This is a genomic window from Streptomyces sp. NPDC059679 (assembly GCF_042734105.1).
Lineage (GTDB): Bacteria > Actinomycetota > Actinomycetes > Streptomycetales > Streptomycetaceae > Streptomyces.
On record NZ_JBHWES010000064.1, the window covers coordinates 58,199 to 71,634 of the forward strand.

A 13,436-nucleotide genomic window follows, 5' to 3' on the forward strand; every position below is an offset into this window, starting at 1 on the left:
CGTCGGAAACACGCCTCAGCGCGGCCCGGGGCCGATCTGAAGCGTCATACAGGCGGGGAAGAGCCCGCTCCAGGTGTGCCCGCGCCAGCTCTCGTAGGTGCCCGGCCGCTTCCACACGGGCAGGGCCTCATCCATGTGCGTCCGCCCCTCGGGGAACTTCCCCTGCTCCATGTACGTGAGCCCCATCTCGTACAGGGCGAACCCCTGGTGGTGGATGTTGCCCGTCCGCCGCGCGCCCTCCAGGCTCTCCCGGAAGCAGGTCAGGGCCTCCTCGGGATGGCCGAGACCGCGGTGGGCGCGGCCGAGGTTGCCCAGGCCGACCACCTCGGCCGCCGGGTCGCCGATCTCCCGGGCCAGTGCCAGCTGGCGCTTCTGCACAACGATGGCCTCCTCGTGGAGTCCCAGCTCGCACAGCGCGTCGGCGAGGTTGCACAGGGTCCGCAGCTCACCCTCGTGATGGCCCAGTTCACGCCAGATCTCCAACGCCGACTCCAGACACTCCCGGACGTCGTCGTACGCGCGCTGCAGCCAGTACGCACCCGCGAGATGGTCGAGCAACCACGCCTCGCTCTCCAGGTCGCCGAGGCGGCGGGCCGCCGAGATCGCCAGCTCGTTGACCGACTGCAGGTCCTGGGCGTGCGCCCGCGGATAGAGAAACCACTGCAGCGACTGCGCCAGCCGCACACCGAGGCGCGCCACCGGCTCCGGCCGTTCCACGGCGTAGGCGACTGCGGCCAGCAGGTTGCGGAGTTCGGCCTTCAGCCAGGCGTCCGCCTCCGCGCTGTCGCCCAGCGGGACCACGGTGCCGTCGCCGTCGACGGGGCGCCCGGGCCCAGGGCGCAGCGGATCGAGCAGGGTGACCGCCTGCTGGGCGGTGGCCAGGTAGCAGGACAGCCCGCGCGCCACGGCCGTCGACCGCTCGGTCTCGGAGTCCTCCTGCTCCGCCCGCTCGGTGGCGAACAGCCGGAGCAGGTCGTGCATGTGGTAGCGGATCGAGTCCGGGCTCTCCAGGAGCTGTGCGTCGACCAGCCGCTCCAGCGCGCTCTCGGTCCGGCTCTCGCTCAGCCCCAGCAGGGCGGTGGCCACCGGCAGGCTCACATCCGGTCCGGGCAACGCGCCCAGCAGCCGAAACGCCCGCGCGGCGTCCAGGTCGTCGGAACGCCGGCCCTCGCGGAAGCCGTCGTAGCTGACCTGGAAGCTGGTCCGTACGGCAAGGTCGCCGAAGCTCAGCTCGTCCAGCCGGCCGCGTACGTCGGTCAGCTTGGTGACCAGGGTGCGCAGCGGCCGCCCGGGGCGGGCGGCCAGCCGGGCCCCGGCGATCCGCAGCGCCAGCGGCAGACCGCCGCACAGCCGGGTGATGGCCTCGGCTTCTTCGGGCTCGGCCCGGACCCGCTCCGCGCCGACGATCCGCTCCAGCAGTGCCACGGCCTGGTCGCGGGGGAGGACGTCCAGGTGCAGATGGGTGGCGCCTTCGAGGGTGGTGAGCATTTCGCGGCTGGTGACCAGCGCACTGCAGCCGGGCCCGGCGGGCAGCAGCGGGCGGACCTGCTCCACGGAGGCGGCGTTGTCCAGGATCACCAGCAGCCGCCGGCCCGCCGCCAGCGAGCGGAACTGGGCCGATGCCTCGTCGGTGGAGCTGGGTACGGTGGAGCCGTCCACCCCGAGGGCGCGCAGAAACCGGCCGAGTACTTCGCCGGGGTCCAGGGCCGTAAGACCCGCGGTGGCGCCGTGCAGATCGACGTAGAGCTGACCGTCGGGGAATCGGTCGGCGAGCTGATGCGCGGCATGGATGACCAGGCTCGACTTGCCGACCCCGCCGGTACCGTCGATGGCCGCGATCACCACGGGCCGCCCGCCCGCGCCTCCGTCGCCGCCATCGGTGGCCACGGCCCCGGAGCCGTCGTGTTCCTCCGCTTCTTCGATCAGCGTCCGAATCACCGCGATCTCGCCGTGGCGCCCGGTGAACGCGGGGCTGGCGGGCGGGAGCTGGCGGGGGCCCCGGGGGGCGCGGGCGGCGCGAGGGGGCGCGGCAGGTGTCCCCGGGCCGGAGCCGGCTGCTGCCCCCTCCGCCGCACGCTCCGGCGGCATCAGGGTCTCGTCGGCGGTCAGGATCCGCTGGTGCAGCCGCTGCAGCGCCGGGGTCGGCTCGACGCCGAGTTCATCGGCCAGCGCCCCGCGCAGATCGCGGTACGCCGCCAGGGCGTCGGCCTGCCGCCCGGATCGGTACAGCGCCAGCATCTGGCGGCCGCGCAGATCCTCCCGGAAGGGGTGTTCGGCCGTCAGGGCCTCCAGCTCGCCCAGTACGGAGGCGTGACGGCCGCAGCGCAGATCGGCCTCGATCCGGGCGTCCACGGCCTCGAGGCGGCACTCCTCGAGCCGCGTGGCCTCCGCCTCCACGGCCGGGGTGGGGGGTACGTCCTGGAACGGTGACCCGTGCCACAGCCCCAGCGCCTCGCGCAGCCGCTCGGCGGCGGCCTCGGGCGTGTCCCGGTCCAGGCCGCGCCGCCCCTCCTCGACCAGCTGCTCGAACCGGTGGGCGTCGAACTCGGCCGCCTCCACGGCGAGTCGGTATCCGTGTGCCTTGTAGCCCTGCTTGTCGGTGATCAGGACCTCACCGGACTCATCGCCCAGGGTCTGCCGCAGCCGCGACACATAGGTCTGCAGCAACTTGCCGGCGCTCTGCGGGCGCCCCTCCTCGCCCCACAGCTCGTCCATGAGCCGTTCGGTGGGCACGGTCCGGTTGGCGTGGCACAGCAGCACCGCGAGCAGCATGCGCCACTTGGCGGGGCCGAGGGAGATCCATCGGTCGCCGTCCCACAGCTCAAGCGCCCCCAGGACCCGATACCGCACCCGTTACCTCCGAGGTCCTTGGCCCAAGCCCGGTCCCTGTCTCGTTTCGTCGATACGTCAACTCGCCGTTCTGGTAACGGTTATACCTCTCCAGCGGCCGTTCCCGTGCATCATTCACCGGTCGCGGAGTACTCTCCCCCGGCCGTCGCGGGTCAAGTTGACCGAAAACGCTCGGAGGTCCAGTGGGCCGGGCGGCTCAGCGTCTCCGGCAGCCTGGTGGTGGCGTCTCCCCTGGCCGCGTTGAGCTGGGCCTGAGTGAGGAAGACGGCTCCGGTGAGGTCGGCGCCGGTCAGATCGGCGTCGCGGAAGTCCACCCCGATCAGATCCGCCGACCGCAGGTCCGCGCCGGTCAGATCGGCCGCGATGAGCAGGGCCCCGCGAAGGTTGGCGCCACGCAGGTCGGCGCCCTTCAGGCGAGCCCCGATGAGATCGGCCCCCCGGTGGTTCTTCTTGCGCCCCGGGACGTTGGCCCGCACCAACTCGCCGACGCGCACCAGCAGTACGTTCACATCCTGGCGCAGCGCCGCCACGTCAAGACCGGCCAGGGACTCGGCGCTGCCGCGGGTGAGGCCGTCGAGGTCCGCCAGCGCGCGGCGGAGGTCGGCGTGGACCGGGCGGGCCGGCGGTAGGGCCAGCGCTTCGGTCACGTACCACAGCAGCTCGTGCAGGGCCCGCATGACGGGGAACACCTCGAACATCCGGGGCGCGGTCTCGGGGGCCTGCCGCCAGTCCCGGCCGCCGAAGGTGGTCTGGGAGACCTTCTGGCCGGCTCCGAAGCAGTCGAAGACCGTGCAGCCGGAGAAGCCCCGCTCGCGCAGCTGCGCGTGGATGCCGCAGCGGAAGTCCTGCTGGAGGTTCGTACACGGCCGCCCGGCCGCCTTGTCGACCGCGAAATCCGCCGAGGCGGCGAAGGGCAGGGCGACACAGCACAGTCCGAAGCAGTTCGCGCAGTCGGCCCGCAGGGAGCGCCGGTCGGGGTCGGCCGCCGGGGTGCCGGCCGAAGGGGTTTCGCGCTTGCGGGACAAGGTGCCTGATCTCCTGCCGTGAGATGAGCACCGCTGTATGCCGCGCTCGGAACTGGTGGCCATTCTCCCCGAGGCCCCGGAAAGTCTCCCCGGGGCCCCGACGAGCCGTGTTGGCGGGCTGTTAGGGGCCTGTTAGCGACCGGTTAGCCCCCTTGGGCAAGGTCGTCGCCGAGCGGCCGCGGCGCACTGGCGACCGCGGGTACGGGGAGAGGACGCATGTCGTGATATTCGCTGTAGTCGGGCTGGTGCTGGTCGGCGTCATCAGCGTGCTGAACCTGGCGATCCTCCTGGTCGTGCTCCGCAGGTGGCGGGAGCTGGAGGCTTCCGGCGCCGGCGGCGGGCACAGCCATGGCTTCCCCACGACCGGGGCCATCTCCAGCATCCGGACCGGCGACCGGCTCCCGGATTTCTCCGCCCGTGCCCTCGATGGCACCGTGGTCACGGAGCGCACTCTGCTCGACAAGGAGACCCTGGTCGGGTTCTTCTCGCTCACCTGCAAGGCCTGCGTCGATGCCGTGCCCCTCTTCGCCGGGCACGCCGAGCGGCTGCGGGCCGACGGAGGGACCACCCTGGCGATCGTCCATGGAGACGACTCGGCCGACAGTGAGCTGGCCGCGATGCTCCGCGAGGTGATGGACATCGTGATCGCCGAGGACTCCGAGGCCGAGTTGTCGAAGCGGTACGGCGCCAAGCACTACCCGAGCCACGCCTGGTACGGGCCCGACGGCGTGGTGACCACGGCGGGCGCGGGCGTCTCCGCCCTGCGGGCCCAGCCTGTCGCCTCGTAGCGTCCCGAAGGCCCCACCCACAAGGCCCGCGCGGGCCGCGGCCGCCGCGTTCGACGTCCCTTCGTGGCGGCGGCTTGCCCGCGTGCGGAAACCGATCACACCAACCCCAAGGAGAGGCAATGTTCCGAAGCGTGACCGAGCGTGTCACCCGCGCCGTCGAGGTGCTGCTTCCCAAGGCCACCGCCGACGCCGCCTGCCCGCCGGACCCGTACACCCAGTGCAAGGAAATGAGCGGTACCTGCTTCTGTCGCAACTGCTCGACCAACGGTGCCTGCAAGGTTGTCTGCGGCGCCTGGTACAGCATGAGCCACAACTACTGCTGATTTGCTTAAGCACTGTCGGCCTGAATAACGCCGGTTGAGCTGCCGCGTGGCCATCCCGTCGGGGCGGCCACGTCGGCACGCCGAAGCTCGCCGAACGAGCCGCGATACGGCCGGTTCCCGCTCTCCGAAGCGGCCACATCGCCTTCGCGCAACCCCTCCCAGGAGCCTCCGTGTTGTACGTATCGCTTGCCTGCCGCCTCACTCTGGTGGCGGTGATGACGCTGGCGGCGGTGTCCAAGCTGCGCTCCCCGGGCGTATTCGCCGCCTCCCTCGAAGGTTTCGACTTCATCCCCAAGCGGCTGAGGCCCCCGCTCGCCGTACTGGTGCCGGTCGGCGAACTGCTGATCGCGCTGCTGCTGGCCGTGCCCGCCACCGTCACCGGCGGATTCGTCCTCGCCACGCCGTTCTGCTGCGGGCTGACGGCCGTCCCGGTCCTGGTACTGGTCCGCGGGAAGACGGTGAAGTGCGCCTGCTTCGGCGCCAGTGAGGTGCCCATGGGCGGCTGGCACGTCGCCCGCAACGCGGTGCTGCTGGCGGCGGCCGGCCTGGGCACCCTCGTGGCGCTGCGCCTCGGCGACGGAGTGCCCGCCCATGTGCCGGGGATCGCACTGGCCGTCGTCGCGGCCGGGCTGCTCACCACCTTGACCGTCTTCGTCGATGACATCGCCGCGCTCTTCCAGTCCCCGATACCCGCCGGGGACCTCGGCCGGTGAGACGGCGCCGCAGCAGGAAAGGACACCCGTGGAATACCTCGTCGCAGGACTCGTTCTGGTCGCGGCCCTCGCGGCGGTCAACGCCGCGCTGACCGTGGCCGTGACGCGTCGCTGGCGTGCGCGCGTGAGCGCCCCGCCGGCCGCGCACCACGGCCACGGCCATGGCCCCGTCGCCGTCGACGGGGAGCTCGAGCTGGGGATCGCGCCCGGAGACCGGATGCCCGCCTTCACCGGGGTCACCGCCGAGGGTACGACGGTCACGCGCGACGACCTGGCCGACCGGGAGGTGCTGATCGCCTTCCTGTCGCTGGAGTGCTCGAGCTGCGACGACAGCGTGCCCGAGCTCGGCGAGCGGGCGCGCCGGGTGCGCGAGGCGGGGGGCCGGGTGCTGGCCACGGTGGTCGGGATCGACGCGGCCGACAGCGAGTTGGCGGCCCGGCTCGTGGGCGTCGCCGACTATGTGGTGCCCGAGTTCCTGGACGCTCCGGTCAGCAATCTCTTCGGAGCCCGCTTCTACCCCGGATTCGCCCACTACGACGCCGACGGGGTCGCGACCGTCACGAGCATCGGCCTGGAGGGGCTGGGCGAGCCCGCACAGCCGTCGATGCCGTGAGCTCCGAGGACCTCGGTGCGGAGGACGGCGTCTCCGTCACACGCGGGATGAAGGCGGCCTACGCGCTGGCCTGGCAGGCATGTCCCGGCATGCTGCTGCTCCAGGCCGTGACGGCGGTGATCGGCGGCATGGCGCCGGTCGCCACCGCCTGGCTGACCAAGGCCGCGCTCGACGAGCTCGCCGCCGACGACCCCCGGACCGGGGCACTGGCGTGGTGTGCGGCGGGCATCGGCGCTCTGGGCATCGCGATGGCCGCCACCTCGGCCGTCACCAGGTATGCGCAAGGGCGCGCCCGGCGGGCCATCGGCCTGCACGCGCAGGACCGGCTGTTCACCGCGGTCAACCGGTTGAGCGGGCTGGCGCGGCTGGAGGAGCCCCGCTTCCACGACCGGCTGCGGCTGGCCCAGCAGTCCGCCGAGCACGCCCCCGACCAGCTGGTCCAGATGGGCCTGTCCACCCTGCAGGGGGCCCTGGGCATCGCCGGGTTCCTGGGCACCCTGCTGGCGATCAGCCCGGTCATGGCGGGTGCCGCGCTGGTGGCCGCCGTGCCCGCGATGGTCGCCCATCTGGCGCTGAGCCGACGGCGGGCCGGGCTGATGTGGCGCACCAGCCCCGGTATGCGGCGCAAGCTCTTCTACCAGATGCTGTTGACGGATTTGCAGGCCGCCAAGGAAGTCCGCCTCTTCGGTCTCGGGGACTTTCTGCACGGCCGGATGCTCACCGAACTGCGCTCGGCCAACAGCGCCGAGGACCGGCTGGAGCGCGGTGTGGTGCGGACCCAGGTCTCCCTGGCCGCCCTCGGGGCGCTGCTGTCGGCCGGTGGGCTGCTGTGGGCCGTGCAGACGGCCGCCGCGGGGAACATCAGCATCGGCGATGTGTCGGTCTTCATCGCGGCCTTGGCCGGCCTCCAGTCCGGGCTGAGCGTCCTGATCCAGGGCGTCGCCCTGGGACACCAGTCCGCGCTGGTCTTCCACCACTACCTGGCGGTGGTCGCGGTGCGGGACGACCTGGCCGGGCCGTCGCAGCCCCGGGAAGTGGCCCCGCTGGCCCACGCCATCGAGCTGCGCGACGTGTGGTTCCGCTACGGCGAGGACTCCCCGTGGGTGCTGCGCGGTCTGAACCTGACCATCCCGCACGGCACCAGCCTGGCCGTGGTCGGGCTCAACGGGGCCGGCAAGAGCACGCTGGTCAAGCTGCTCTGCCGGTTCTACGACCCGCAGCGCGGCTCGGTGCTGTGGGACGGCGTCGACATCCGCGACGTGCCCGTGGACCGGCTGCGGCAGCGGATCGGGGCCGTGTTCCAGGACTACATGGACTACGACCTCAGCGCCGCTGAGAACATCGGGCTCGGCGACCTGGAGGCGATCGATGACCTGGACCGGATCCGGGCCGCCGCCGAACGCGCCGGGGTCCACGAGACCGTCGAGCGGCTGCCGGCCGGCTACCGGACCATGCTGAGCAGGCTGTTCCACGCCGGGGACGAACACGACGAGGACGGCGAGGAGGACGGGGGCGGTGAGGCCGCCGCGGCCAACGGCGTCCACCTGTCCGGCGGGCAGTGGCAGCGCCTGGCGCTGGCCCGCGGGCTGATGCGTCAGGGCCGCGATCTGATGATCCTGGACGAGCCCAGCTCCGGCCTGGACGCGGTCGCCGAGCGGGAGGTCCACGACCGGCTGCGGGAGCTGCGCGCCGGCTCCACCAGCATCCTGGTCTCCCACCGGCTCAGCGCGGTCCGCCGGGCCGACCGGATCGTCGTCGTACAGGACGGCAAGATCCTGGAGAGCGGCGACCACGCCTCCCTCACCGCCTCCCCCGACGGCCTCTACGCCCGGCTCTTCCACACCCAGGCGGAGGGCTACCGGGAGGACCCGGCCCCGTCGGCGGACAGCGCCGGGCCGCCGCCCGGGGAGACCGGCGCGACCGGCGCGGTGCCGACCACGGCGGTCGCCGGATGAGCGCGGCGGCCCTGGTCCTGGGCGCCGCGGCACTGCTGATCGGGGCCGTGCCGGCGGCCCGGCTGCTGCTGTCCACCGTCACGGTGCGCGGCGGCAGCATGACCCCGACGCTGCGCCACGGCGATGTGCTGCTGGTGCTGCGCCGCCGCCACCGGGCCAGGTCCGGCCGGATCGTGGTCGTCCAGCGGCCCGACCGCCACACGGGGTGGAACGGGCCAGCGGACCCCTCCGGAGCCGCCGGCTGGTACGTCAAACGGGTCGTCGCGGCGGCCGGTGATCCAGTGCCCTCCTGGGTGGCGGGAGACCGGCCCGGCCGCGTACCCCCGGGCATGCTGGTGCTGCGCGGCGACCACCCCCGCTCGGAGGACTCCAAGCAGTGGGGCATGTGCCCGGCGGACCGGATGTACGGGGTGGTGCTGTTGCGGCTCCGTACGGGAGACGAGCAAGCCGCCGCCTGATGCCCGCACAGCGCGCCAAGACACGCTCAAAGGTCCAGCCGCGCCACGTCCCGTGGCGGCAGCCGCAGCCTGCGGCCCATCGTCAGCGACCGCTCCCAGTGCTCCCGGGCGGCCAGTTGGTCACCGAAGTGGAAGTGGGCCAGTGCGATGGTCTCCAGGGTGTCGGCCGTGCCGACGTGCTCGCCGAGGCGCAGCCGGATCCGCAGCGCCTCCTCCAGCGCCTGGAAGGCCTCAGCCGGGCGGTCCAGCGTGGTCAGGGCGTCCCCGAGCCGGGTCAGGGTGGTGGCCGTGCCGTCGAGGACGCCGTGATCCCGCCACAGCTCCAGGGCCTCCCGATAGCGCTCCTCGGCCGCCGTCGGCTCACCGGCCTCCATCAGCGCGTCGCCCATGCTGCTCAGGACCGTCGCGACGCCCCTCGGATCGCCCGCCTCCCGGTGCAGCTCCACGGCCCGCTCACCGCAGGACAGCACCCCGCTCAACTGCCCCAGCCTGCGGTGGACCTCGGCCAGCCCGGCATACGACGACGCCTGCCCCACGATGTCATCCGCCTTCTCGAAACAGGACAGGGCCACCTGTAAATGCTCCAGACACAGCTCCAGCCGGTGGGCCATCCCGTGGGCCAGGCCCATGCGGCGGTGCAGCCACCCCTGGCCGAGCAGGTCGTGGTGCTCCTCCGTGCAGCGCAGCGCGAGCCCCATACAGCGCTCCCACTCCCTGGTCCACCAGAACCGCTGCGCGTAGCCGAACAGCCCCGCGGCCATCCGCCAGGCCAGGTCGGGCCGGGTGTACCGGGCCGCCAGCTGGATCGCCTCCGAGAGCGCGGGCAGCTCCCGTACGCACCACTGCAGGGCCTCGTCGGTGTCGGCGAAGGCGGGCAGGGGCGCGGCGACCTCGGTCTCCAGGGGCGGCAGCGGATGACACCGGGACGTCAGCACGGCGTCCGCCTTCGCCACCGCGGCGGTGTACCAGACGACCAGCCTCAGCCGGGCCGCCGCCCGGGCCTCCGGCGACTCCTCCTCGGCGGCCCGCTCCCGCGCATACTCGCCGAGCAGGTCGTGGAAGGTGTAGTGGCCGGGCGACGGGGTCTGCAGCAGGTGGGCGTCCACCAGATACTCCAACAGGTCGTGCGCCTCGTCGACCGGCCGTCCGAGCAGCGCGGCGGCCGACTCCGCGGCCAGGGTGTGCCCCGACCACAGCCCCAGCATCCTGAAGCCGTGCGCCCGCTCGGTCTCCGGGGACAGCGGGCTGTCGCGCATCGCCACATAGCTCATGGCGAAGGTGTCCTGGACGGCAAGGCCGCCCGCGGACAGGGCCCGCAGCCGCCCCCGGCTGGAATCCAGGCGCTGCGCCAGCGTGGTCAGCGGCCAGCTGGGCCGGCCGGCCAGCTGCGCCCCGGCCAGCCGCAGCGCGAGCGGCAGTCCGCCGCAGGCGGCGAGAATCCTGGCCGCCGCCTTGGGGTCGGCCCGCATCCGACGGGAGCCGCAGAGCGAGGTCAGCAGCTGTCGCTGGCCCTCCGGGTCCAGGGGGTCGAGGCGCAGTCGGCCGACGCCCGGCAGACCGGCGAGGGTGTGGCGGCTGGTGACCAGCACCGCGCAACCACCGCTGCCCGGCAGCAGCGGGATGAGCTGCGCGGCGTCCTTGGCGTTGTCCAGCAGTACCAGCACACGCCGGCCGTCCAGAGCGGAACGGAACCGCGCGGCGCGGTCGTCGGTGTGCTCGGGCAGCGATTTCTCCCGTACGCCCAGATCAGTCAGGAACCGGGCGAGCAGGTCGTGCGGGCTGCGGGCGTCGCCGGCACCGAAGCCGCGCAGATCGGCGTGGAGCTGGCCGTCGGGGAACTGGTCGCGCAGGCGGTGCGCCGTGTGCACGGCCAGCGCGGTCTTGCCGACGCCCGCCATGCCCGAGACCACCACGACGCGGGGCACCGTGACCGCCGGGTCGGGGCGGAGCATGGCGCTGAGCCGTTCGAGTTCGGACTCCCGGCCGGCGAAGTCCACGATGTCGGCGGGCAGTTGGGCCGGGGCCGGGCGGAGTCGGCGGGCGGAGCGGGGCGGCGCGGCCGGTGTGCTGATCGCGGCCGGTGTGCCGGGGGTGTCGAGGGCGTCGGGTGCGGTGGGCATGGTGGGCGCGATGGGTCTGGTGGGAGGCATGGCCACGGTGACCCGCTGAGCCGTCAGGATCTCCTGATGCGCCTCCTGGACGGCGGGCCCCGGCTCGATGCCGAGCTCGTCGATCAGCGTGCGTCTCAGTCGGTGGAACACGGTGAGCGCTTCGGCCTGCCGGTCGGTGCGGTGCAGGACGAGCATCAGCTGACGGTGGAAAACCTCACGCAGCGGATGCTCCTCGGCCAGCCGGGCCAGCTCGGGGGCCAGCCCCCCGTGGTGCCCGAGCCGCAGCTCGGCGTCGAAGCGCCACTCCAGCGCCTGCAGCCGGGCCTCCTGGAACTGCTGGATCTGCGGCCGCACCTCCGGATGGCTGAGGGCCGAGTCCGGCAGATTGGCCAGCGGCGAGCCGCGCCACAGCTCCAGGGCCCGTACGGTCTCCCGTCCGACCCCCGCCCAGTCCTGCCGCAGCCGGTCGGCGCGGGCGCGCTCCAGCCGTTCCGCGAACAACTCGCTGTCCAGCTCGCCCGCTCCGACGGTCAGCAGATATCCGCCGGGCACCGCCCGCAGCCGCGGCTCGCCGTCCTCGGCGAGGAGGCGCCGCAGCCGGGCCACATGGTTGTGCAGCGAGGCGCTCGCGGTGGCGGGCGGATGCTCGCCCCACAGCACTGCCTCCAGGGTGTCCAGCGGGACCGCGTGATTGGGCTGCAGGAGGAGCGCGCCCAGCAGCGCCCTGCCCTTGGGGCTGCTGATCGGGCGGGCGGCCTCACCGTCGTGGACGGTCAGCGGACCGAGTAGAGCGAATCTCATCTGCGTACCTCCGAGCACCTTCCGGACAACTGGGCTGGTCGGCCCATCTGCCGCGGGTGGATGCTCAGTTGGCGGGTATGATAACCGCCGCTCGGGCGGTAGGCGGATTCCGGCCCGACCGCCTTGGTTTGAGAACCAAACCCACTCCCCGTACGCTGCGCGTATGAAGGATCCACGGCCCTGCTCCATCGCCGACTCGCTCGCCGTGGTCGGGGAGAAGCACTCCCTGCTCGTCCTCCGTGAGGTGTTCCTCGGGGTGCGGCGCTTCGACGCCATGGTCCGCAACATCGGGGCGCCGCGCGACATTCTCGCGGCGCGGCTGCGCCGCCTGGTGGAGGCGGGCGTGCTGGAGAAGGTCCCCTACAGCGAGCGCCCCCGGCGCTTCGAGTACCGGCCCACGCAGGCGGGCTGGGAGCTCGAACCGGTGCTGCTGATGCTGATGAAGTGGGGCGACCGGCACCTCGCCGACCGGCCCCCGGTGGTGCTCGAGCACTCCTGCGGCGCGGAGTTGGAGCCGGTCGTGGTCTGCGGTGCGTGCGGGGAGCGGGCGTCCCGGAACACGCTCACCCACCGCGTCGAGGCGCCGGGATGGACCACCACAGGGCCCGAGGCCGGGTGAGCCGTGCCGGCGGGGCTTACCCCTCCGCCCGCTGGATGACGGGCGCCTGTGTGCTGTCTCCCAGGAACTCGTACCACCGGCGCCGCAGGCAGACATAGTGGGCATCGGCCTCGACGAGGCGGAGGAAGGCGCCGACGGTCTGGCTGAGGCGCTGCTGCAGGCCGGAGTCGGTGAGCCGGCCGTCCTCGGTGAAGGCCTCGTAGGCCCTGGGCAGGCTGAACATGTCCGGGTAGACGCGGGTGCCGAGGTGTTCCAGGGGGACCCTCAGGGACCACAGCCCGCGATTGGCGCCCATCATGGACGGGGAGGCGGAGACGAGCAGTCCGTGCTTGGTCCCGAACGGCTGTGGCCGGATTCGCGAGACCCAGTCGATCGCGTTCTTCAGGACGCCGGGCACGGAGGCGTTGTACTCGGGGGAGGAGATCACAAAGGCGTCGGCCCGTTCGAGCCGGTCGCGCAGCGCGAGGGCGCCCCGTGGCACCCCTTCGGCGGCCTCCGCGTCGCCGTCGTACGGGGGCATGGCGAACTCGCGCATGGTGGCGAGGTCGGCAACGGCGCCGTGCTCGGTGACCAGGCGGGCCACGAGCGAGGCGAGACGGGCGTTGACGGACCCGATCCGCAGCGCGCCGCCGAAGACGAGCACCCGCAGCGGGCCGGGAGCCTGGTCGTCCATGGACATGGGGCCGTTCCTCCCGTGCGCGACGAGCTTTCGTCCGGAACGCGTTCATCGTGGCACGGCCCCGGCGCCCCCGCGCGACGGCGAGGCGGGCCGGGTGATCACGCCGCGGTCGGGGCGCCAGGGGTCGTCCGGCGACGGGATCGGCAGCTTGCGTTCCGCCTGCACCTGAATCTCGTAGTGGGAATCGTGGCCGGTCGCGTGCCAAGCCTGGTCGTAGACGTCCACGATGGAGCGGAAGGCCGACCCGGCGACACCGCGGCGCCGGACGAGGACGGCCAGCCAGGTGAAGAAGGCCATGACCACGGCGAGAGAGCCGACGACCATCAGGAACGGAAGTAACCCACCCATGGGGGCACCCTACGCCGGGGCCGGGGCGCGCGGTCCGGCCCCCGCGGGCGTTCCCGCGAGAGCGGGAGAGCCCCGGCAGGGGCTGTCTCTTTTAAACAACTGACGCTGCCGGCGAATTAGGGAGTGTATATCTCGGGGGTCGCCGGATCAGTA

The 13,436-nt window shown here is 72.8% G+C and carries 12 protein-coding genes; 7 read left to right on the forward strand and 5 right to left on the reverse strand.

All coding sequences use genetic code 11. The annotated features are described in order from the left end of the window. Positions 1-15: 15 nt before the first annotated feature. Complete coding sequence (locus ACFV2X_RS43490; protein WP_385627058.1) at positions 16-2,850, reverse strand: BTAD domain-containing putative transcriptional regulator; 2,835 nt, start codon at positions 2,848-2,850, stop codon at positions 16-18. A 152-nt stretch (positions 2,851-3,002) separates the two neighbouring features. Further along, a complete protein-coding gene (locus ACFV2X_RS43495; protein ID WP_385627060.1) occupies positions 3,003-3,875 on the reverse strand; it encodes a pentapeptide repeat-containing protein in 873 nt (290 codons plus the stop codon). A gap of 221 nt (positions 3,876-4,096) precedes the next feature. Between ACFV2X_RS43495 and ACFV2X_RS43500 the strand changes: the two genes are divergently transcribed. From ACFV2X_RS43500 to ACFV2X_RS43525, 6 genes are all read left to right on the forward strand, one after another. After that, entirely contained in the window at positions 4,097-4,663 is a 567-nt protein-coding gene (locus tag ACFV2X_RS43500; protein WP_385627061.1) for a TlpA disulfide reductase family protein, read from the forward strand. 119 nt (positions 4,664-4,782) lie between these two features. Continuing rightward, the gene (locus ACFV2X_RS43505) at positions 4,783-4,986 is read left to right on the forward strand and encodes a hypothetical protein (RefSeq protein ID WP_385627063.1); all 204 of its coding nucleotides are present in this window, start codon (positions 4,783-4,785) and stop codon (positions 4,984-4,986) included. 170 nt (positions 4,987-5,156) lie between these two features. Next, positions 5,157-5,699, forward strand: coding sequence for a MauE/DoxX family redox-associated membrane protein (locus tag ACFV2X_RS43510; RefSeq protein WP_385627064.1), 543 nt, complete (start codon positions 5,157-5,159; stop codon positions 5,697-5,699). Positions 5,700-5,727: 28 nt separating this feature from the next. Continuing rightward, positions 5,728-6,312 carry a peroxiredoxin family protein gene (locus ACFV2X_RS43515; protein ID WP_385627066.1) on the forward strand — a complete coding sequence of 195 codons (585 nt, stop codon included), beginning with the start codon at positions 5,728-5,730 and terminating at the stop codon, positions 6,310-6,312. Next, complete coding sequence (locus tag ACFV2X_RS43520; protein ID WP_385627068.1) at positions 6,309-8,267, forward strand: ABC transporter ATP-binding protein; 1,959 nt, start codon at positions 6,309-6,311, stop codon at positions 8,265-8,267. The genes ACFV2X_RS43515 and ACFV2X_RS43520 overlap by 4 nt, the downstream gene beginning before the upstream one ends. Beyond that, complete coding sequence (locus tag ACFV2X_RS43525; protein ID WP_385627070.1) at positions 8,264-8,725, forward strand: S26 family signal peptidase; 462 nt, start codon at positions 8,264-8,266, stop codon at positions 8,723-8,725. Before ACFV2X_RS43520 ends, ACFV2X_RS43525 begins: the two co-directional genes overlap by 4 nt. Before the next feature lie 26 nt (positions 8,726-8,751). Here ACFV2X_RS43525 and ACFV2X_RS43530 read toward each other — a convergent pair whose 3' ends face one another. Continuing rightward, the gene (locus tag ACFV2X_RS43530; protein ID WP_385627072.1) at positions 8,752-11,637 is read right to left on the reverse strand and encodes a BTAD domain-containing putative transcriptional regulator; all 2,886 of its coding nucleotides are present in this window, start codon (positions 11,635-11,637) and stop codon (positions 8,752-8,754) included. Between the two features lie 163 nt (positions 11,638-11,800). Between ACFV2X_RS43530 and ACFV2X_RS43535 the strand changes: the two genes are divergently transcribed. Beyond that, on the forward strand, positions 11,801-12,256 hold the full coding sequence (locus tag ACFV2X_RS43535; RefSeq protein ID WP_385627074.1) for a winged helix-turn-helix transcriptional regulator: 456 nt from the start codon (positions 11,801-11,803) through the stop codon (positions 12,254-12,256). A gap of 16 nt (positions 12,257-12,272) precedes the next feature. On the opposite strand, the gene ACFV2X_RS43540 is transcribed toward ACFV2X_RS43535, so the two are convergent. Together ACFV2X_RS43540 and ACFV2X_RS43545 are read right to left on the reverse strand one after the other, a co-directional pair. Then, complete coding sequence (locus ACFV2X_RS43540) at positions 12,273-12,935, reverse strand: NADPH-dependent FMN reductase (protein WP_385627076.1); 663 nt, start codon at positions 12,933-12,935, stop codon at positions 12,273-12,275. Between the two features lie 45 nt (positions 12,936-12,980). Continuing rightward, complete coding sequence (locus ACFV2X_RS43545) at positions 12,981-13,283, reverse strand: hypothetical protein (RefSeq protein ID WP_385627078.1); 303 nt, start codon at positions 13,281-13,283, stop codon at positions 12,981-12,983. Positions 13,284-13,436 lie beyond the last annotated feature (153 nt).